The organism is Gilliamella sp. ESL0443 (assembly GCF_019469165.1).
Taxonomy (GTDB): Bacteria; Pseudomonadota; Gammaproteobacteria; order Enterobacterales; family Orbaceae; genus Gilliamella; species Gilliamella apicola_E.
The window spans coordinates 2,273,066-2,293,236 of record NZ_CP048263.1 but is presented as its reverse complement, the minus strand read 5'-3'; the positions used below and the strand labels follow the sequence as shown (position 1 = coordinate 2,293,236).

Below are 20,171 nucleotides of genomic sequence, written 5' to 3'. Positions count from 1 at the left end.
TGATTTTGAAATATCCCAAATGTATTAAGGAATTGCTATGGCAACGGAAATACACCCAAGTTCAGTAATAGAAAAGGGGGCAAAGATTGGTGATAACGTCAAAATCGGGCCTTTTTGTTATATTGGTGAACATGTTGAAATTGGTGATGGCACTTTTTTAAAATCACATGTTGTCGTTAATGGCCACACCAAAATTGGTCAAAATAATCAAATCTATCAATTTGCTTCAATCGGTGAAGTTAACCAAGATCTAAAATATCGTGGAGAACCAACTCGTACTGAAATTGGTGATCGTAATATGATTCGTGAAAGTGTGACGATTCATCGCGGCACTGTTCAAGGGGGGGAGTTAACGCGTATTGGTAGTGATAATTTATTCATGATTAATGCACACGTTGCTCATGATTGTATTATTGGTAATAATTGTATTTTAGCGAATAATGCAACGCTTGGCGGTCATGTGCAGTTAGACAATCATGTTATTATTGGTGGTATGACAGCTGTACATCAATTTTGTGTTATCGGATCTCACGTAATGGTTGGTGGTTGTTCTGGTGTTGCCCAAGATGTTCCTCCTTATGTTATTGCACAAGGCAATCATGCAACACCACATGGCGTTAACTATGAAGGATTGAAACGTAGAGGTTTTAGTAAAGAAGCACTACAAGCCATTCGTAATACTTACAAAATTCTTTATCGAAATGGGTTAACCCTTGACGATGCCAAAGTTGAAATTGAATCGTTAGCTAAACAGTACCCTGAAGTTCAACTGTTTACTGACTTTTTTGCTCGTTCGACTCGTGGCATTATTCGTTAATGACTGATAAAGCTTTAACTGTAGCACTTGTCGCTGGTGAAACATCTGGTGACATTTTAGGTGCAGGTTTAATTCGTTCTCTCAAAAAACACCATCCAAATATTCAATTTGTTGGAATTGCTGGACCACAAATGCAAGCTGAAGGCTGTAAAGCTTGGTATGAAATGGAAGAGCTGTCTGTGATGGGCATTGTCGAGGTATTAGGTCGATTACGTCGTATTTTAGCTATTCGTCGAGATATCACTAAACGTCTTATTGAACTAAAACCTGATATATTTATTGGTATTGATGCGCCTGATTTTAATCTATCATTAGAAGGTAAACTCAAACAAGCTGGTATTAAAACTATTCATTATGTGAGCCCATCAGTCTGGGCTTGGAAACAAAAGCGCGTGTTTAAGATTAAACGAAATACTAATCTTATCTTAGCTTTTCTTCCTTTTGAAAAAGCCTTTTACGATAAATTTGATGTTCCTTGTCGTTTTATTGGTCATAAAATGGCTGATGACATTCCTTTAGAACCAGATCAAACCGCAATGCGTCAACAATTAGGTATCCCGCTTGATTGCCAATGCTTAGCACTTTTACCTGGCAGCCGTCATGCTGAAGTGACGTTATTATCTGAGCCTTTTTTAAAGGCGGCTCAATTGCTACGTGACAAATTTCCTGATTTACATATTGTGGTTCCTTTAGCAAATGAGAAAAGGAAACAAGAGTTTGAGCGAATTAAAACTGAAATCGCACCACAACTTAATGTGCAGTTATTAGATGGTCATGCTCGTGAAGCAATGATTGCCAGTAATGCGGCAATTTTAGCGTCTGGAACGGTTGCTCTTGAATGTATGTTAGCAAAATGCCCAATGGTTGTCGGTTACAAAATGAAAGCTTTTACGTTTTGGTTGGCTAAAAAGTTAATCAAAACGCCTTATGTGTCGTTACCAAATATCTTAGCAGGTAAAGAAATAGTACCTGAGTTGCTACAACATGACTGTACACCAGAAAATATCGCTAATCATGTTCTTCCTTTTTTAGAAAGTGATAATACCGAATTAAAAGCGACATTTTTAGCTTTGCATAAACAAATTCGTTGTAATGCAGATGAACAAGCAGCACAAGCTGTACTTGATGTATTAGAGGATTCACATTGTTGTTAGAATTTACCTACCCTGATGCCACATTAATTGCCGGAGTTGACGAAGTTGGACGAGGTCCTCTGTGTGGTGATGTTGTTACTGCTGCTGTGATTTTAGATCCAAATAAACCGATAGAGGGATTAACCGATTCTAAAAAGCTGACAGAAAAAAAACGTGAAGCTTTATTTGATATTATCAAGCAAAATGCATTAGCGTGGAGTGTTGCTAGAGCATCAGTCGATGAGATTGATAAGCTTAATATTCTTCATGCCACTATGCTGGCTATGCAACGGGCGGTGTCTGGTTTAAAAATCAAACCCAATTATGTTTTAGTGGATGGCAATCGTTGCCCTGAATTTGGTATTCAAACACAAGCTGTCGTTAAAGGCGATTTACTTGTTGCTGAAATTAGTGCTGCGTCGATTCTTGCGAAAGTGACTCGTGATCGTGAAATGGTTGAATTAGATAAATTGTATCCGCACTATGGATTGGCAAAGCATAAAGGATATCCCACCAAAGATCACCTAATGGCTATAGAATCACACGGTATCAACCATTTGTATCGTAAGAGTTTTGCTCCAATTAAGAGATTGTTACTTATCTAATTCGACCAATGTTGATCTACTGTTATTAATAATGGTGAATTGAATATAGCGACTGGTGAAATAACGGTTTCTTGATAAGGGATCTTATCTCCATAGCGTTCAGTTAGTTTTTGTTTAACTGCTGGTGCTGACAGATTAAAATCTTTAATCCTTTGTAATTGTCCAATTTTTAAGTTAAGTGCTTTATTATAAATTTTCCAAACTAGTTCTGAGCAATAAATATACTTATCATCCCAGCCAAACCAAATATCGTAAGGCTTATTTTCAAATGAATGAGCAACTCGTTTTAAATTAGCAATTTCTTTTTGTGATAAAGTGTGATCTTTTAGGCGTTTAATTATATATTTTCTATTTTTTCCTCGATTTACCCATTTATCAAACGGTGTATAGACCACTTTAGATGCTGCTTCAAAGACATAAGGTTTTCCATTTTTAATAAAAATTATTCCCATGTGACTATAAGGTGACTTGGTTGCTAGCTCAATCGCCTTGCTTTGGTTTGATTGAGAAGATTGGAAAATAATATCGCCATCTAGGTAATCTGCTGTGGCCGTCGTGTAGGTAGTGAAAAGTAATATAATAATCAAAATAGAACGCATGATTTTCTACTTAAAAAATAAATCAAGGTAATATTATAAAATTATTAGCTAAAATAGCTACTTAAATAAATTTTAAGTAGCTTTTAGGCGTGTTTCAGTCATTAATCCCGATTACTGAAAATAGATGTCGATTTTGTTTTGTACATAACTTTACTGGCACGAGCAAAACGAATCGTTTTGAAAATACCTAACAAGCTAGCTTGATGCATTCGATACAACAATCGATGAATAATTAGCGCAAACCATCCCTTTACACCCATTTCACTTTTTCCTGCTATTTTAACCACACCTTGCGCGGTATCATGTAAAGAAATGATTGTGCCATTATCGGTATACTTAAACGATTTTAATGGCTTATTATCTAATATGTTGATAATGTTTTCGTAACAAATTTTTGCCATTTGATGTGCAGCTTGAGCAGTAGGTGGTGAGGCATGGCCATTGTCTTGCATTGCGTAAGCGCAATCGCCGATAACAAAAATATTGTCATCACGAGAAGTTTGCAATGTTGGTTTTACCACCAATTGATTTGAACGACTTGACTCTAATCCAGCAATTTCCTTTAAATAATCAGGAGCTTTAACACCCGCAGTCCAGATCATAATGTCGGCTTTAATAGTATCGCCTTCTTTTGGATAAAATCCATCGCTTTCAGCCTTAGTAATCATGGTCTTGGTTAATACATGGATACCTTGTTTTTCAAGTGTTTTAGTAATACTTGCCGCAGTCTTTTCTGGTAGGGCTGGTAAAATACGATCTGTTGCTTCAATAACCGACACATCTAAAAGATCGGAACACATCTTATTACGACCACAGGCACCAAATGCTTCCACCATGTGTGGTAGTTCAGAAGCTAACTCAACGCCAGTTGCACCACCGCCTACGATAGCAATTCGAATTTTATCTTCGTCGGTGCTTTGATCATTATCGATAATTGAACAGAAACTGGTGAATTTATTTATTAAGGTTTCTCGCAAGCGAATCGCTGCATTTTGATCGTCTAAGAAGATACAATGTTCTTTAACACCAGGTGTACCAAAATCGTTAGAAGTACTACCAATGGCAATAACTAAAATGTCGTAATCAATAGCGACTGATTCATCTTGATGATTGATAATAGTGATTTGTTTTTGGTCCCGATTAAGGTCAGTAAAGGTACCCTGGGTAAATTCGAAATTATGTTGTTGTCCTTGAGATGCATAATAAATATTATCAACTTGCTCATCAAGTACACCCGTTGCTACTTCATGTAATAATGGTTTCCATAAATGATAACTGTTTTTATCAATTAGGGTAATTTGAGCTTTGTCCGTTTTGCCTAACTTATCACCTAGGTCAGTAGCGAGCTCTAAACCGCCGGCACCACCACCAATAATAATTATTTTTTGCATATTTCAAGCCTTATTATTTCAATTATAAAATATCATACTAAATAAGTAGGTTTTTATCTATTTCTTTTGACTGATAACATTTATAAATGAAATCTATTAAAATGGAGGTTTACAATTATTGAAATTTATTTAAGGGTGAAATAGAATATCAATCAATATAGTTGTAAATAGTCCCGTTTAGCCTTATTTGGGCATAGAAATATAGCTTAGATTGTTTAAATAAAGCGTTATATCGTATGATATAGTAATCATTTTTGAAGTATGTTAATTCTTGATTGCATACAATTATCCTAGTTCTTTAGGCCTTATCTTACAATTGTCACTCAAAACAAATTTATGAATAAAAAAATTTTTATTGTTATTGCATTGATTGTTATTTTAATTTCAATGACGATCTTAATACGTGCTCATAGCAGCCAGCTTATTTTGCAAGGCGAAGTTGATGCACCTAATGTCAGCATATCCTCTAAAGCCAAGGGGCGAGTGCAAGTAATTCATGTCAATCGTGGCGATGATGTTAAACAAAATGATGTCTTAATTACGCTTGACAGTCCTGAGCTTTTAGCTCAAGTTAAAGCTGCCGAAGCTGGGCGAGATCAAGCAAAAGCGCAAGTTGAACTTTCTCAAAACGGTACTCGTGAAGAAAGTATTCGCTATTATGAAGCGTTATTGGAACAAGCAAAAGTTTCTTATGATAATGCTTCGAAAGAGTACAATCGTAATAAAGCCATTTCGGCAAAAGGTTTTGTTTCTCAATCAATATTAGATAATGCCCTTAAAACGCGTGATGCAGCTCATCAGCAGGTTTTGTCAGCCCAAGCCAATTTAGATCAAGCGAAAAACGGTGATCGTATTGAACAGCGTGAGATCTATAATGCTAAATTGCAAGAGGCTGAAGAGCAACTTAAACAATTACAGATTCAATATGATGATCTGCAAGTCAAGGCGCCTGTAGATGGTGAGGTTGGTTCAATCCCTGCCGAAGTAGGCGAGCTGTTTAATGCAAATAGCCCACTATTAACAGTTATTCGATTACCACAAGCTTATTTTGTGTTTAATATTCGTGAGAATATTATGCCTAATATTCACAAGGGTGACCATGTTAGGTTGGAAGTTCCAGCCCTTGGCAATAAAGAAGTTGAAGCGGAAGTTCGTTTTATTTCACCAATGGGCGATTATGCAACTAAACGTGCTACTCGAGCAACGGGTGATTTCGATTTGAAAACCTTTGAAATTAGACTTTATCCAACTAAACCTGTTGAAGGCTTACGCGCAGGTATGAGTACATTATGGAAAATAGACAACTAATTTCAGATTTCTGGCATCGCTTTAAAGAAGCATTTAACGATGAAATTCCAGTTATATTTAAGCGTTTTACTTTCCATTGGTTAATGTGGATTTTACCGCTGATTATTTTTGTGATCATCAGCAGTATATTTTATCGAGGTGTATTATTTGATCTTCCAGTAGGTTATGTTGATCAAGATAAAAGTACCTTATCTCGTGAAATTATTCGGGATCTTAACGCTGGCGCGCACGCAAATCTAATTAATTATGATAATCAGTTAAAAATGGCTGAACGTGATTTAGAAAAAGCTAAAATCTACGCCATTCTCTACATACCGCCTAATTTTGAAGCCGATGTATTAGCTGGTCGTCAACCAACGCCGATGCTTTATTATAATGCTTTATATTATAGTGCTGGCTTATACTCTATTATGGACTATTCCGGCCTAATTGCTTCATTAAATACACAATATCGGACGACCATGGCAACCAGTATTGGTTTGCCCGTACCTAAGCTTTCTCAAGTTAATTTCAATTATGATGGGTTATTTAATGCTAGTGGTAACTCAATGTACTTCCAGCAATTTTCCGCGGTAGTTCATTTGTTACAATTATTTGTAGTGACCACAACAATTCATATTTTATCGCGATTACCTAAACGGACTCGGCCTAATTATCCATTTGTATTAGGTAAACTAACTCCTTATACCATCTGGTATACCATGTTATTGATGTTTGAAATAGCTATGCTGGTTTTATTTTCTGATGCGCGCGTATCTGGTTCGCCATTTGCTATGATGCTGGTGGTATTCTTTTATGTTATTGCTGCGCAAAGTATTGGTATTTTGCTTTATACATTTACTAAAACAGTATTAGATGCATATACCTATATTGGGGTATTGGTGGGGCTTGCGTTGACCTATTCAGGAGTAGTGGTGCCTGAATTGTCGATGCCTTGGATAGCAAGATTTATTTCGTCACTTGAGCCTTTAACCTATGCACTGAATAAATTATTCGATCTCTTTTTACGACATTCCAGTTATCTATCTGTATTAAAAACATGTGGGATTTTAATGATCTATCCAATAATTATTACAGTGTTAGTTAGAAAACGTTTAGTCAAACGTTTACATTCACAGTAAGAGGCAATATTTGGATGCTTAAGCTATTTTTATCTTCAGCTATAAAAATGTTTTTTTATATGCTAATGCGACCAATGTGGTTATTGCTATTAGTTTCTGTTTCATTAATGAGCTTAGTTTATATTAATGGCACCATCACCAATTTGCCGGTAGCAATTGTTGATCAGGATCATAGCGCTACAAGTCGAAGTTTGATTCGATCTTTAAATACCAGTTCTAAAATCGATGTGCTTACTTATGAAAATTCATTAGAAGCTTATGATGATATTAACAGTCGTAAATTATTTGCGGTATTTACCATTCCAAGAAATTTCGAAAAACGTCTTTTAAATGGTGAAGAGGTGACAATTCCTGCTTATGGTGATGCTTCTAGTCGTCTAGCTAATGGTCTAATACAAGTTGATATTAGAGGAATATATCAACAAATATTAACCGAATATAATACGCGGGTAATGCGCAATGCTGGTTTTTCTGATCCGCAGATTAATATCATCTTATCGCCAATAAAAGGGCAAACGATGCCGCTTTATAATGCCGGGATTAGTTTTGCGGCGATAACTTTTCCTGGATTACTTGTCATGTTGTTGCAACACTCCTTTTTGATTGCCTCAACGCGCACCAATATCACCTTGCACTCCTTGCCCCAAGGTAAACCACCAAAGATTGTTATATTCGGAAGTTTATGCGGTCTTATACCAATATGGCTCTTTTTGTCTTTAGTCCTCTTTGGATTATGGCCTTGGGTTCTTGGCTATAGGCAATTAGCAAGCATACCCGAAATTATTATTATGACATTTCCGCTATTATTAGCGGTGTTGGGTTTGAGTAAATTACTCACTGAATGTTTACATCGAACCGAGATGATTTATCTAACCTTAGCCTTTTTGACTACCCCCGTATTTTATCTATCCGGTACTATATGGCCTCTTGATGCTATGCCGTTATGGGTACAAACGGTATCGCGAATGTTACCATCTACATGGGCAACAAATATGATTGCTGGTGTAAATCAGATGGGGTTAGGTTTGTCAGATAATGTATTTAATATATTTATGATTCTATTTCTCGGAGTCATATATGGTTCGCTAGGCTTTTTTATTGCAGCACTACGCGAAGGAAAGATGAGAAGATATTTCAAAAAAATAAAAAATTTTGTGCGTTCAAATACTAAAAAAGTTAATAATAAACCTTCAATTAGTTAATGCTAAAACGTGAATATACAATCAATAGCTGTTATGATGAATGCTTAAATTTTTCAAATAAATAACGTATGTCCAATAAATATTATCCATGGATTATTAGTTTACGCCCTAAAACGTTAGTATTATCGCTTTCGGCTATTTTGATGGGAAATTCGCTAGCATATTGGCAACGGTCTTTTGACCCATTGATTATGCTACTATCAATCATTACCGCATCATTATTACAAATTTTATCCAATTTGGCTAATGATTACGGTGATGCAATTAAAGGCAGTGACCAACAAAATTTAACAGGGCATAAACGGGGATTACAGTTAGGTTTAATCACGCTTAATCAACTAAAAATAGCGCTTTGGATTACCGTTTTATTATGTATTACTTCAGGGCTTGCATTACTTATTTTAGCCTGCAACAACTATCGACAACTTCTGATTTTTGTCTTGTTAGGATTATGCTCAATTATTGCAGCAATTACCTATACGATGGGGAAAAAACCTTATGGTTATATTGGATTAGGTGATTTCTCTGTCCTTATCTTTTTTGGGTTGGTTGGGGTAATTGGCAGTGATTACTTACAGACTAAAGTGTTATCGACACGACTCATCTTACCTGCAATTGCTAGTGGATTATTAGCGGTTGGAGTACTTAATATTAATAATCTGCGCGATTATGAAAGCGATAAACAACATCATAAACGAACATTGATTGTGCTGATTGGTAAAACTTACGGTTGCTGTTATCACTTACTTTTATTAATTGTATCATTGTGTCTATTTAGTTTATTTGCTTATAAAAATCTACATACTTTTTGGAGTGGACTATTTTTATTAACATTGCCACTGTATATAAAACATATCAATTCGGTGTTTAAATTTAAGACGGTTAATGACGCTGCACCGTTACTAATACAAATGGTCAAACTTGCTTTATTAACTAATTTACTTTATTGTTTGGGTATTATTTTGAGCTAGCTCACGTTTATTCTAAATTTATATCGTTTTACTTAATGTTAGCGTTATACTAGAATCGAATGAATATTACAGTTAAAGGAGACTCTACCATGGAGTTTGAAACATCAATTCTTTGTGATTACTACCCAGAAGATGTTAATGTCGTAGAACCGATATTTAGTAATTTTGGTGGTGTAGCTTCGTTTTCAGGCCAGGTCGTCACAGTGAAATGTTTTGAGGATAACGGTATATTGTACGAAGTATTACAATCCAATGGGGCAGGTAAAGTATTGGTTATTGATGGTGGTGGTTCTGTGCGCCGAGCATTGATAGATGCGGAATTAATCGATATTGCACTGCAAAACCAATGGGAAGGTATCATCGTCTATGGTGCTGTGCGACAAGTTGATTATATTGCTGATGCTGAAATTGGTGTTCAAGCACTTGCAGCAATTCCTGTTGGCTCGGATGATCAAGGCGTTGGTGAAATTGATATTCGTGTTAATTTTGGTGGCGTGACTTTCTTCTCAGGTGACTTTATTTATGCTGATAATACCGGCATTATCTTATCTGAAATCGCTCTTGAAGTAGACGATAAATAAATCACTCATTATTTTCATAAACCGCTGTGGTTTTACAGCGGTTTTTTATGCTCAAAAACCCCGCTCCTCAACTTTTTTTGCGATACAATTTTCTATTTTGTTCGATTACGAATATAACCACCAGTAACGGTGATAATTAATCCTGCTATCTCCATATCTAATAATTTAATAGTGAGTTCAGGAATGGGTAAATTAACCAGGGCTGCAATTGTATCAACTGGAATTGGGTGATGACGAATAACGGCAAAAATTTCAGGATATAAAACAGTATTACTCTCTTTATTCTCAACACTATTTTGTCTATTTATTGTTGATAAAAAGCCACTATAGTGTTCTAAAATATCAGTTGGGTGAGTGACTAGATAAGCCCCTTGCTTGATTAAATAATGGGTTCCATGACTATTTTGATTATCGATATCACCCGGTAAGGCAAATACATCGCGATTTTGTTCAAGCGCATAACGAGCAGTGATTAGTGATCCACTTTTTTCAGATGCTTCAACCACAAAGGTTCCTAAACTTAATCCACTAATAATACGATTGCGACGTGGAAAGTATTCGGATCTTGCTTTTTCAAATGGATAAAATTCTGAAATGATGGCGCCATTTTGTGCCAAAATATCATTTGCCAATCTGAGGTTTGAGCGTGGTGAGATTTGAGCTAATCCACTACCTAAAACAGCTATAGTATTTCCTGATACCTCAAGAGCACCGCGATGACAAATCGCATCCAAACCCAGAGCTAGTCCGCTAGTGACTGTTAAACCATTAATTGCTAATTCACCAGCGAAATATCTTCCCCATTGTGCACCATATTCACTAAATTCACGGCTACCAACCATGGCAATTTGTGGTGAATGTAATAATTGCCTATTACCCATAACAAATAACAATAATGGTGGTGAACTAATTTGCTTAAGTAACATTGGATAATCGGAATCACAATACGCGATCAAATGTTTGGCTGGGTAAGGTGTTGCCAACCAATCGAGTATTGGCTCAAAATGAAGATAAGATGTTTCAAAAAAACGATCTTGAAGAGTTTTGGATAAACCTATTTTTTCCAATAATAGCGATACATCTCTTATTTTATTAGGTAGACCAGCACTAAAATAGTGAGCAATTTGCTCGAAATATCCCTTTCTTTTCTGACCAAGCATTGAAATTCGTAACAAAAACTCATATTTACTCATTACAGTCCTTTTTCCTCTACATTGTTGCTTAGTGCCATATCTAGAAGGATTGATTAGATATATTTTAGTAATAGTCAACTAAATCTATTCATAGGCATAATAAATGTTTACAATGTAGGCGAATTTGAAAAAATACAAAATTGAGGAGTAGATCGAAGAATTTATGGCTATTTTACCGGTATTACGTTTCCCAGACGAACGACTTCGCAAAATTGCAAAGCCTGTCTCTAATTTTACACCAGAGCTACAAAACATTATCGATAACATGACTGAAACCATGTATGCCGAAAATGGTATTGGACTTGCAGCTACACAAGTAGATTTACATGAGCAGATTATTGTGATTGATGTGTCGGAAGATAGAAGCCAACTTTATGTGATTATCAATCCTGAGGTGATAAGCCAAGAAGGTGAAACTGGCATTGAAGAGGGATGTTTGTCGATACCTGACTGCCGTGGATTTGTTCCAAGATCAGAAAAAATCAAAATCAAGGCATTAGATCGTAATGGTAAACCTTATGAAATTGATGCTGATGAACTATTGGCAATTTGTATCCAGCATGAAATGGATCACTTAAAAGGTAAACTCTTTGTCGATTATCTCTCGCCATTAAAGCGTCAACGTATTGAGCAAAAGATGAAAAAGCTAGCTCGTGAAGAGCAAAAGAATCGATAAATTAAACCGCCATTAATTTGGCGGTTTTTTATTTAAGCTTTCATTATTTAGCTACAATCACCATAGCAGGTCGGATAAGTCGACCATTGAGTGTATAGCCTTTTTGGATAGTATTGACGATCTGTCCTGATTGATGTTCTGGTGATTCAACCATACTAATCGCTTGATGTAGATCTGGGTTTAATTGTGAATCAGCAGTATTTATCACTTCAATACCAAATTTTTTGACCGTATCTAAAAACGATTTTAATGTTAACTCTAATCCTTCTACAGTTGCTTTGTGCTCTGGATTATTTTTATCTGTAGATTCTAATGCGCGTTCAAGATTATCAATTACAGGTAAAAGCTCATTTGAGAATTTCTCAAGAGCATATTTACGTGCTTTGTCCACATCTTGTTCAACACGTTTGCGCACGTTATCAATTTCAGCTCGAGCACGAATCATTGCTTCACTTTCATTTTTTTTAGCAATTTCTAATGCTTGTTCAAGTTCTGCAATACGTGTATCTTTGGCTTTTAACTGCTCTTCAACACTTGGTTGAGATGGCGTTTGTTCTTCAGTAGTTTGCTCAGCTGGGACTTCAATGTTTGTTTCATTTTCTGACATATTATTCTCTTGTTCAGTCATACGGTACTCCAAATTTAGTCGAAAACTTAATGAATAACAGTTATTATGGGGGCAATTTTTATTATTACAAGTTTAACGATAAGATGATATCGTGTTTTTTAATCGGTAACTAAAAAATCTTTATATTTAAGTTAAAAAAACAAGGATATTTTATGGGTATACCATTTAAATGTGTTGGTTTGGTTGGGATTCCACGTAAATTAGAGGCGATTGAAACTCATCAGGTTCTATATGACTGGCTAGTTAACTTAGGTATTCAAGTTTTAGTTGAAGATCGGTTAGCGCAGTATATAAAATTTCCTAGTAGTGTATACGCAACTTTAGATACGATTGGTGAGCAAGCCGACTTAGCCATTGTTGTCGGTGGTGATGGTAATATGCTACGTTCGGCACGTCAATTATCGCACTATAAAATTAAAGTGATTGGAGTAAATCGAGGTAATTTAGGCTTTTTAACCGATATTTCCCATGATCATGTTATTGAGCAATTAACTCCTGTTATCAAAGGGGACTACGATGATGATCCTCGGTTTTTATTGGAAGTGTCTATCTACAGTGATGGTCGGTTAATTAATTCTGGTTTTGCTGTAAATGAAATTGTAGTTACACCTAATACTGTTGCGCATATGATTGATTATGATGTGTATATCAATGAGCGCAATGCATTTTCACAACGAGCTGATGGTTTAATTATTGCAACGCCCACAGGATCGACTGCTTACTCGTTATCAGCTGGTGGACCAATCCTTGCGCCGCACTTAGATGCGTTAATTATCACACCAATGTTTCCACACTCTTTAGCGGTTAGACCATTAGTGATTAAGAGTGATAATCCTATCCATCTTAAATTTCCAACAACAGCTTTGGATCTTAATGTTGCTTGCGATAGCCAAATTATCTTGCCAGTTAAACCAACACAAGAGGTAATTATTCGTCGCTCAGATTATGAGTTTAATTTAATTCATTCTAAGGATTATGATTATTTTAATAATCTTTCAAGCAAACTAGGTTGGTCACAAAAGATGTTTTGAATTTAATCATTATGTTAAGAAAATTATCATTTAAAGGTAAACTATCTTTAAATGATAAATGTTAACACGTAAACAGATAAAGAAGAGAATATGGCGGCGATAACATCGTCGACCATAATACCAAAACCGCCCGGCACACGCTTATCAAACCAACGAATAGGCCAAGGTTTTGCCATATCAAACAATCTAAATGCGACAAAAGCAATCGTCACCCATAGTATTGAAAATTGAGGAATGAAATACAGCGTTATCCACATACCGACAAATTCATCCCAAACAATATGACCCGAATCATGAGTATGGGTATCATCCGACGTTTTTTGGCAAATATAACAACCAAACACAAACGTCACTAAAATAAAAACCCAATATAAAGTAGGTTGTAAACCCAAAAATAAAAGCCATAGTGGTATCGCCATTAATGATCCCATAGTACCAGGCATAATTGGCGATAGCCCACTGCCTAATCCGACCGCTAAAAAATGAATTGGATTTGTGAGTTTTAGGTATTTTTTAAAATCTTTATTGCGCGCTTGTTTCGTCATTCTGATGATAATCGGTTGATAAAATTATGCCGACTTGAGGTCGGCAAAAAATTTGCTTAGCTAACTTTAGCCAGCACTAATAATATTTAACTATATTATTAGTCTTTAGCTAAGGTTGCAACCATTACTGCTTTGATCGTGTGCAGGCGATTTTCGGCTTCATCAAAAACGATGCTATGTTTAGATTCAAAGACTTCATTTGTCACTTCTAAACCATCTTTCAAACCATACTGGGCAGCCATTTGTTGACCTACTGTGGTATTCATATCATGGAAAGCCGGTAAGCAATGCATAAATTTAACATTTGGATTCTCGGTTAATTTGACTACATTTTGATTGACTTGGTATGGGGTTAATAATTTTACTCGCTCATCCCACACTTCTTTCGGTTCGCCCATGGAAACCCATACATCGGTATAAAGAAAATCAACGCCTTTCACACCTTCAGCGACATCTTCAGTTAAAACGATTTTAGCACCTGTTGTTTTAGCTATCTCTTGGCACTTTTGAACAAGCTCTGATTCAGGTTGGCACGCTTTGGGCGCCACTAGTCGGATCTCCATACCCATTAAGGCAGCACCTTCCATTAACGAATTGCCCATGTTATTACGAGCATCGCCTAAATAAGCAAATTTAACGCTATTAAGTGGGCGCTCACCGATATGCTCTTTCATGGTCATAAAATCTGCTAAAATTTGCGTTGGATGCGCTTCAGTCGTTAAACCATTCCAAACCGGCACACCGGCATATTTTGCCAAAGTTTCAACAATATCTTGCCCATAACCTCGATACTCAATACCGTCATACATGCGTCCGAGCACTCGAGCTGTATCAGCAATCGACTCTTTATGCCCAATTTGGCTACCACTTGGCCCTAGATAGGTGACTTGAGCGCCTTGATCATATGCACCGACTTCAAAAGCACAACGAGTACGGGTTGAATCTTTTTCAAAAATTAAGGCAATATTTTTGCCAACCAAATGTTGTTTTTCGTTACCTTGTTTTTTTGCTTTTTTTAATTCAATAGCAAGCTGAATCAGCTGGTTAATTTCTGCTGGGGTAAAGTCGAGTAAACGTAAAAAATGACGTTGATAAAAACCATACATATTGAGCTCCTGATAGCGGTAAATATTGATACGATTCTATTTGAATAATTATGCAATTTCAAGTTAAACGTTTTAAATTTATAAAATGTCCTTTTTAGTTATTGAATTGTCTAAAAAATTAGATTTTATTATTTAATTATTTTTTATAATAACGCTTTTTTTGTTTAAAAAATTGTAATAAAATGACCAATTAATGAGTTACTGAAAAAGCATTTATGTGAATTATTATTCATAAATAGTGTTTATTTAATCAAAAGGTCTCTTAGCCATGCAAACTTATGCCCTCCTTATATTACAAGACGGTTCACAATTTATCGGTAAATCAATCGGTGCTGATGGAGAAACTGTTGGTGAGGTTGTTTTTAATACCTCAATGACCGGTTATCAAGAAATACTCACCGACCCTTCCTATTGCGAGCAATTGGTCACGTTAACTTATCCCCATATAGGTAATGTCGGTACTAACAATGCCGATGCTGAATCTAATCAAGTTTATGCAAAAGGGCTGATTATTCGTGATTTACCACTATTAGCCAGCAATTATCGCAATGAGCTCGATCTTTCGAGTTATTTAAAACAGCATAATGTTATTGCCATTGCCGATATCGATACTCGCCGTTTAACTCGAATCTTGCGTGAAAAAGGGGCTCAGCATGGTGTGATTATCACGGCAAACGATAGAGAAACTTTACTTGAAAAAGCCGATACCGCTAAACAAATGGCGATCGATTTTAAAGGATTATCCGGACTGGATTTAGCCCAAAAAGTCACCTGTACAAAAAGCTATTTGTGGAAACAAGGTGTATGGACAAGAGAGCAAGAACACCCCGCGGCAAAAAACGCCTTGCCTTATCATGTTGTGGCTTATGATTTTGGCGTAAAACGTAATATCCTACGGATGTTAGTTGAACGGGGTTGTAAATTGACCATTGTTCCGGCCAAAACCTCTGCGCAGGAGGTATTAGCATTAAATCCTGACGGTATATTCCTATCAAATGGTCCCGGTGATCCGGCACCTTGTACTTATGCCATTGATGCCATTAAACAGTTTTTAACTACTGACATACCGATATTTGGTATCTGTTTAGGGCATCAACTGTTAGCGTTGGCTTGTGGTGCAAAAACCATAAAAATGAAATTTGGACATCATGGTGGCAATCATCCGGTTAAAGATCTTGAAAATAATCGAGTTATGATTACCGCCCAAAATCATGGTTTTGCCGTTGATGAAATGAGTTTACCGACTCACTTACGTGTGACGCATAAATCACTGTTCGACGATTCGCTACAAGGTGTTCATCATAATCAAAAACCCGCTTTTAGCTTTCAAGGTCACCCCGAAGCGAGTCCCGGGCCTCACGATGCCGCCCCACTATTTGATCACTTTATCGAATTAATTAAAATTTATAAGCAGGAGCAATAACATGCCTAAGCGAACAGATATTAATAGCATTCTCATTATTGGCGCTGGCCCAATTGTTATTGGTCAAGCTTGTGAATTTGATTATTCCGGGGCTCAAGCTTGTAAGGCTCTGCGTGAAGAAGGTTATCGGGTTATTTTAGTCAATTCTAACCCTGCCACCATTATGACCGATCCGGAAATGGCGGATGCAACCTATATTGAGCCGATTGATTGGACAACGGTGAGTAAAATTATTGAACAAGAAAGACCCGATGCCATTTTGCCCACCATGGGTGGACAAACTGCGCTCAATTGTGCGTTAGAACTGGATAAAAGAGGCATTTTAAAACAATTTAATGTCGAAATGATCGGCGCTACCGCTGATGCAATTGGTAAAGCTGAAGATCGCAAACGTTTTGATCAAGCCATGAAAAAAATTGGTCTTGATACCGCCCGTTCCGGCATTGCTCACTCATTAAAAGAGGCTTATGCCGTACTTGAACAAGTTGGCTTTCCTTGCATTATTCGCCCTTCTTTTACTATGGGTGGAACCGGTGGCGGGATTGCTTATAACACTCAAGAATTTGATGAAATTTGTACCCGAGGACTTGATCTGTCGCCCACCAATGAACTCCTCATTGATGAGTCATTAATTGGTTGGAAAGAGTACGAAATGGAGGTGGTACGAGATAAAAATGATAACTGTATCATCGTCTGTTCGATTGAAAATGTTGACCCTATGGGCATTCATACCGGGGATTCCATTACCGTAGCCCCAGCTCAAACACTAACTGATAAAGAGTATCAAATCATGCGTAACGCATCGATAGCGGTACTTCGTGAAATTGGCGTTGAAACAGGTGGTTCGAATGTACAATTTTCGGTTGATCCTAAAACCGGACGCTTAATTGTGATTGAAATGAATCCAAGGGTATCACGCTCATCAGCATTAGCATCTAAAGCAACCGGTTTTCCAATCGCCAAAATTGCGGCCAAACTTGCGGTTGGCTATACCCTTGATGAGCTATCTAATGATATTACCGGAGGTAAAACGCCAGCGTCATTTGAGCCTTCGATCGACTATGTGGTGACAAAAATACCCCGCTTTAATTTCGAAAAGTTTGCCGGGTGTAATGATCGTCTAACAACCCAAATGAAATCAGTGGGTGAAGTGATGGCTATTGGGCGGACTTTTCAAGAATCATTACAAAAAGCGCTACGAGGGCTTGAAGTCGGTGCCTGTGGTTTTGATCCGAAAATTGACAATTATGATGATGAAAAAAATCTCAGCAAAATACGTTATGAACTGCAAGAAGCGGGCGCTGAACGAATTTGGTATATTGCTGACGCTTTTCGAGCCGGCTTTAGTTTAGATGAAATTTTCACATTAACGAATATCGATCGCTGGTTTTTAGTGCAAATTGAAGAACTTATCAGTCTTGAAAACCAACTAAAATCGCAATCATTAGCTAGCCTTAATTCAGAATCATTATGGCAACTTAAGCGTAAAGGTTTTTCAGATTTACGTATTGCTAAACTGTTGAATGTTGAAGAACAAGACGTTCGTGATCTAAGAAACCAATACGATATTCATCCTGTATATAAACGAGTTGATACCTGCGCAGCAGAGTTCTCGACCGATACAGCTTATCTTTACTCAACCTATGAACAAGAGTGCGAAGCTAAACCACAATTCATTCGCCCGAAGATTATGATATTAGGTGGTGGACCGAATCGGATTGGGCAAGGTATTGAGTTTGATTACTGTTGTGTACATGCAGCGCTGGCGCTCCGTGAAGATGGTTATGAAACAATTATGGTTAACTGTAATCCGGAAACGGTATCTACCGATTATGATACCTCAGATCGACTCTACTTTGAGCCAGTCACACTGGAAGATGTGCTTGAAATTGCTCACGTCGAAAAACCAAATGGCGTAATCGTACAATACGGCGGGCAAACACCATTAAAATTAGCCAGAGCACTTGAAGTCGCTGGGCTACCGATTATTGGTACCTCGCCAGATGCGATAGATCAAGCTGAAGATCGCAAACGTTTTCAGTCGATTGTCGATAAGTTAAAGTTAAAACAGCCAGTTAATGCAACGGTTACCGATATTGAAGATGCGGTGATTAAAGCCGAACAAATTGGCTATCCATTAGTGGTCAGACCGTCTTATGTGCTTGGTGGTCGAGCAATGGAAATTGTGTATAACGAGCAAGATTTAAGACGTTATTTTAAAACCGCAGTCAGTGAATCGAATAATGCTCCAGTACTACTTGATCACTTTTTAGATGATGCTATTGAAGTTGATATTGATGTCATTGCCGACGGCGAGCAAATCGTAATTGGCGGCATTATGGAGCATATTGAACAAGCGGGAATTCACTCGGGTGATTCTGCTTGTTCATTACCAACATATAGTTTAAGTCCGGAAATTTTAGATCAACTGCGCAAGCAAGCTAAACAGTTAGCGTTAGAACTTAATGTAAAAGGGCTTATGAATGGACAATTTGCCGTCAAAGATAACCAAATTTATTTGATTGAAATCAACCCTCGAGCTGCTCGCACCGTGCCATTTGTGTCGAAAGCTACCGGTTTGCCATTAGCGAAAATCGCTGCACGAGTTATGACCGGGCAATCACTGGCTAAACAAAATATCACCAAAGAAGTCATACCGCCTTATTACTCAGTGAAAGAGGTGGTATTACCGTTTAATAAATTTAGTGGTGTTGACCCAATTTTGGGGCCTGAAATGCGTTCAACCGGTGAAGTGATGGGAATTGGTAATACCTTTGCCGAAGCCTTTGCCAAAGCACAACTTGGTAGCTTATCAAGTATGAAAAAATCGGGAAAAGCTCTGCTATCTGTTCGTGATCAAGACAAAACTCGCTTATTAGAGATCGCTAAACGATTAATTGCACATGGCTTTAGTATTGATGCTACTTTTGGCACTGCTAAGGCATTACAACAAGCTGGCATAACCTGTCAAATGGTTAAAAAAGAGAACGAAGGGCGCCCCAATATTCATGACCATATTAAAAATGGCGAATATAGCTATATTCTCAATACCACATCTGGACGGGCTGCTATTGAGGCATCGAAAATCCTACGCCGTAGTGCTATTCAATATAAAGTTCATTACGATACCACGATGAATGCGGCTTATGCCACAACTGCAGCATTAGACTGCGATCCAGCACAATATGTTGTTTCATTGCAAACACTTTATGCATAAATATTGGCTAAAAAGTAAGCCTGTAAAATACATAGCGGCTGACAGATTTGCGCAAAACAAGAACCTTAGTACGATATAAAATATAGTACTAAGGTTGATTTAAAAATTGTGATAATTTGCAGGCTTTTTGCACTTGTATTAACTTTACGCTAAATAAACCTTAATCACTTGCCATTGACTAATGTTGCATCTTATTTATTTGCTATATCCAAATTATAAGTAAATTTTTATTTAAATTGTCGATGATTTAATTAATTGTATTTATTTAGAATTTTGATTAACTATAGCTAAAATATCGGCCTCTGTCAGTTTCTGCGTCGGATTAGCAAAAGCGTAACAAGTTGGTTTTTTGTCAATAAAGACCTCTGATGTAAAATCCAAATTCTTAATATCATTAAAAATCCAGGCAGCAAGATAATAATTTTGTGTGCCGGTTAAATGATAATAAAGGTGAGATCCGCACTGCTGACAAAATGCTCTTTCAGCCCATTGTGATGAAGGATAATGACGTATATTGTCTTGACCTTCTACGGTAAGCTCTCCGTTATACATTAATGACATAAAAGTCCGGCACTCCACTTCCGACAGGTTTCACAGTGACAGGCACTTAAATGTAAGTTTTTG

The 20,171-nt window shown here is 37.0% G+C and carries 19 protein-coding genes; 12 read left to right on the top strand and 7 right to left on the bottom strand.

The annotated features are described in order from the left end of the window. Positions 1-37 precede the first annotated feature (37 nt). From lpxA to rnhB, 3 genes are read left to right on the top strand one after another with little or no spacing between them, the layout of a single operon-like run. Positions 38-817, top strand: a complete 780-nt coding sequence (gene lpxA / locus GYM76_RS10465; protein WP_065562729.1) for an acyl-ACP--UDP-N-acetylglucosamine O-acyltransferase — start codon at positions 38-40, stop codon at positions 815-817. Next, on the top strand, positions 817-1,971 hold the full coding sequence (gene lpxB / locus GYM76_RS10460; protein WP_220225422.1) for a lipid-A-disaccharide synthase: 1,155 nt from the start codon (positions 817-819) through the stop codon (positions 1,969-1,971). The genes lpxA and lpxB overlap by 1 nt, the downstream gene beginning before the upstream one ends. Further along, on the top strand, positions 1,962-2,555 hold the full coding sequence (gene rnhB, locus GYM76_RS10455; RefSeq protein ID WP_176701522.1) for a ribonuclease HII: 594 nt from the start codon (positions 1,962-1,964) through the stop codon (positions 2,553-2,555). The genes lpxB and rnhB overlap by 10 nt, the downstream gene beginning before the upstream one ends. Here the strand turns inward: rnhB and GYM76_RS10450 are convergent. Further along, a complete protein-coding gene (locus tag GYM76_RS10450; protein ID WP_220225421.1) occupies positions 2,552-3,154 on the bottom strand; it encodes a YiiX family permuted papain-like enzyme in 603 nt (200 codons plus the stop codon). The two genes, rnhB and GYM76_RS10450, sit on opposite strands and share 4 nt — an antisense overlap. A gap of 101 nt (positions 3,155-3,255) precedes the next feature. Next, complete coding sequence (locus tag GYM76_RS10445) at positions 3,256-4,545, bottom strand: NAD(P)/FAD-dependent oxidoreductase (RefSeq protein ID WP_065562725.1); 1,290 nt, start codon at positions 4,543-4,545, stop codon at positions 3,256-3,258. A gap of 336 nt (positions 4,546-4,881) precedes the next feature. Here GYM76_RS10445 and GYM76_RS10440 point away from each other — a divergent pair, with 336 nt between their 5' ends. The 5 genes from GYM76_RS10440 to rraA all read left to right on the top strand — a co-directional run bounded on the left by GYM76_RS10440 (position 4,882) and on the right by rraA (position 9,728). After that, positions 4,882-5,853 (top strand): HlyD family secretion protein, encoded by a 972-nt coding sequence (locus GYM76_RS10440; protein ID WP_220225420.1) that lies wholly within the window; start codon positions 4,882-4,884, stop codon positions 5,851-5,853. Further along, positions 5,835-6,974 (top strand): ABC transporter permease, encoded by a 1,140-nt coding sequence (locus GYM76_RS10435; RefSeq protein ID WP_220225419.1) that lies wholly within the window; start codon positions 5,835-5,837, stop codon positions 6,972-6,974. Before GYM76_RS10440 ends, GYM76_RS10435 begins: the two co-directional genes overlap by 19 nt. Before the next feature lie 14 nt (positions 6,975-6,988). Further along, positions 6,989-8,176, top strand: coding sequence for an ABC transporter permease (locus tag GYM76_RS10430; RefSeq protein ID WP_220225418.1), 1,188 nt, complete (start codon positions 6,989-6,991; stop codon positions 8,174-8,176). Between the two features lie 68 nt (positions 8,177-8,244). After that, positions 8,245-9,147 carry a 1,4-dihydroxy-2-naphthoate polyprenyltransferase gene (locus GYM76_RS10425; protein WP_220225417.1) on the top strand — a complete coding sequence of 301 codons (903 nt, stop codon included), beginning with the start codon at positions 8,245-8,247 and terminating at the stop codon, positions 9,145-9,147. An 89-nt stretch (positions 9,148-9,236) separates the two neighbouring features. Continuing rightward, entirely contained in the window at positions 9,237-9,728 is a 492-nt protein-coding gene (gene rraA, locus GYM76_RS10420) for a ribonuclease E activity regulator RraA (RefSeq protein ID WP_220225416.1), read from the top strand. 92 nt (positions 9,729-9,820) lie between these two features. Here the strand turns inward: rraA and dprA are convergent, their stop codons facing one another. Further along, positions 9,821-10,921 carry a DNA-processing protein DprA gene (gene dprA, locus GYM76_RS10415; RefSeq protein ID WP_220225415.1) on the bottom strand — a complete coding sequence of 367 codons (1,101 nt, stop codon included), beginning with the start codon at positions 10,919-10,921 and terminating at the stop codon, positions 9,821-9,823. Positions 10,922-11,084: 163 nt separating this feature from the next. On the opposite strand from dprA, the gene def reads away from it, so the two are divergent. Next, positions 11,085-11,597, top strand: coding sequence for a peptide deformylase (gene def / locus GYM76_RS10410; protein WP_220225414.1), 513 nt, complete (start codon positions 11,085-11,087; stop codon positions 11,595-11,597). Between the two features lie 43 nt (positions 11,598-11,640). On the opposite strand, the gene grpE is transcribed toward def, so the two are convergent. Beyond that, complete coding sequence (grpE, locus tag GYM76_RS10405) at positions 11,641-12,225, bottom strand: nucleotide exchange factor GrpE (RefSeq protein ID WP_065562718.1); 585 nt, start codon at positions 12,223-12,225, stop codon at positions 11,641-11,643. Between the two features lie 152 nt (positions 12,226-12,377). Between grpE and nadK the strand changes: the two genes are divergently transcribed. Further along, positions 12,378-13,256 (top strand): NAD(+) kinase, encoded by an 879-nt coding sequence (nadK, locus tag GYM76_RS10400; protein WP_065733678.1) that lies wholly within the window; start codon positions 12,378-12,380, stop codon positions 13,254-13,256. A gap of 47 nt (positions 13,257-13,303) precedes the next feature. Here nadK and GYM76_RS10395 read toward each other — a convergent pair whose 3' ends face one another. Next, a complete protein-coding gene (locus GYM76_RS10395; protein ID WP_065733679.1) occupies positions 13,304-13,801 on the bottom strand; it encodes a phosphatidylglycerophosphatase A in 498 nt (165 codons plus the stop codon). Between the two features lie 98 nt (positions 13,802-13,899). Next, positions 13,900-14,907 (bottom strand): ornithine carbamoyltransferase, encoded by a 1,008-nt coding sequence (gene argF / locus GYM76_RS10390; RefSeq protein WP_220225413.1) that lies wholly within the window; start codon positions 14,905-14,907, stop codon positions 13,900-13,902. 268 nt (positions 14,908-15,175) lie between these two features. Here argF and carA point away from each other — a divergent pair, with 268 nt between their 5' ends. Both carA and carB read left to right on the top strand, forming a co-directional pair. Next, positions 15,176-16,330 carry a glutamine-hydrolyzing carbamoyl-phosphate synthase small subunit gene (gene carA, locus GYM76_RS10385; RefSeq protein ID WP_220225412.1) on the top strand — a complete coding sequence of 385 codons (1,155 nt, stop codon included), beginning with the start codon at positions 15,176-15,178 and terminating at the stop codon, positions 16,328-16,330. Between the two features lies 1 nt (position 16,331). Continuing rightward, complete coding sequence (carB, locus tag GYM76_RS10380; RefSeq protein ID WP_220225411.1) at positions 16,332-19,547, top strand: carbamoyl-phosphate synthase large subunit; 3,216 nt, start codon at positions 16,332-16,334, stop codon at positions 19,545-19,547. Positions 19,548-19,808: 261 nt separating this feature from the next. Here carB and GYM76_RS10375 read toward each other — a convergent pair whose 3' ends face one another. Then, on the bottom strand, positions 19,809-20,108 hold the full coding sequence (locus GYM76_RS10375) for a GFA family protein (RefSeq protein WP_220225410.1): 300 nt from the start codon (positions 20,106-20,108) through the stop codon (positions 19,809-19,811). Positions 20,109-20,171 lie beyond the last annotated feature (63 nt).

Coding starts and splice junctions, on each gene's coding strand:
- carB (WP_220225411.1), top strand. CDS start 16,332: ATGCCTAAGCGAACAGATATTAATAGCATTCTCATTATTGGCGCTGGC.
- def (WP_220225414.1), top strand. CDS start 11,085: ATGGCTATTTTACCGGTATTACGTTTCCCAGACGAACGACTTCGCAAA.
- GYM76_RS10450 (WP_220225421.1), bottom strand. CDS start 3,154: ATGCGTTCTATTTTGATTATTATATTACTTTTCACTACCTACACGACG.
- nadK (WP_065733678.1), top strand. CDS start 12,378: ATGGGTATACCATTTAAATGTGTTGGTTTGGTTGGGATTCCACGTAAA.
- rraA (WP_220225416.1), top strand. CDS start 9,237: ATGGAGTTTGAAACATCAATTCTTTGTGATTACTACCCAGAAGATGTT.
- argF (WP_220225413.1), bottom strand. CDS start 14,907: ATGTATGGTTTTTATCAACGTCATTTTTTACGTTTACTCGACTTTACC.
- dprA (WP_220225415.1), bottom strand. CDS start 10,921: ATGAGTAAATATGAGTTTTTGTTACGAATTTCAATGCTTGGTCAGAAA.
- lpxB (WP_220225422.1), top strand. CDS start 817: ATGACTGATAAAGCTTTAACTGTAGCACTTGTCGCTGGTGAAACATCT.
- GYM76_RS10440 (WP_220225420.1), top strand. CDS start 4,882: ATGAATAAAAAAATTTTTATTGTTATTGCATTGATTGTTATTTTAATT.
- carA (WP_220225412.1), top strand. CDS start 15,176: ATGCAAACTTATGCCCTCCTTATATTACAAGACGGTTCACAATTTATC.
- GYM76_RS10445 (WP_065562725.1), bottom strand. CDS start 4,545: ATGCAAAAAATAATTATTATTGGTGGTGGTGCCGGCGGTTTAGAGCTC.
- GYM76_RS10435 (WP_220225419.1), top strand. CDS start 5,835: ATGGAAAATAGACAACTAATTTCAGATTTCTGGCATCGCTTTAAAGAA.
- lpxA (WP_065562729.1), top strand. CDS start 38: ATGGCAACGGAAATACACCCAAGTTCAGTAATAGAAAAGGGGGCAAAG.
- GYM76_RS10395 (WP_065733679.1), bottom strand. CDS start 13,801: ATGACGAAACAAGCGCGCAATAAAGATTTTAAAAAATACCTAAAACTC.
- grpE (WP_065562718.1), bottom strand. CDS start 12,225: ATGACTGAACAAGAGAATAATATGTCAGAAAATGAAACAAACATTGAA.
- GYM76_RS10430 (WP_220225418.1), top strand. CDS start 6,989: ATGCTTAAGCTATTTTTATCTTCAGCTATAAAAATGTTTTTTTATATG.
- GYM76_RS10425 (WP_220225417.1), top strand. CDS start 8,245: ATGTCCAATAAATATTATCCATGGATTATTAGTTTACGCCCTAAAACG.
- GYM76_RS10375 (WP_220225410.1), bottom strand. CDS start 20,108: ATGTCATTAATGTATAACGGAGAGCTTACCGTAGAAGGTCAAGACAAT.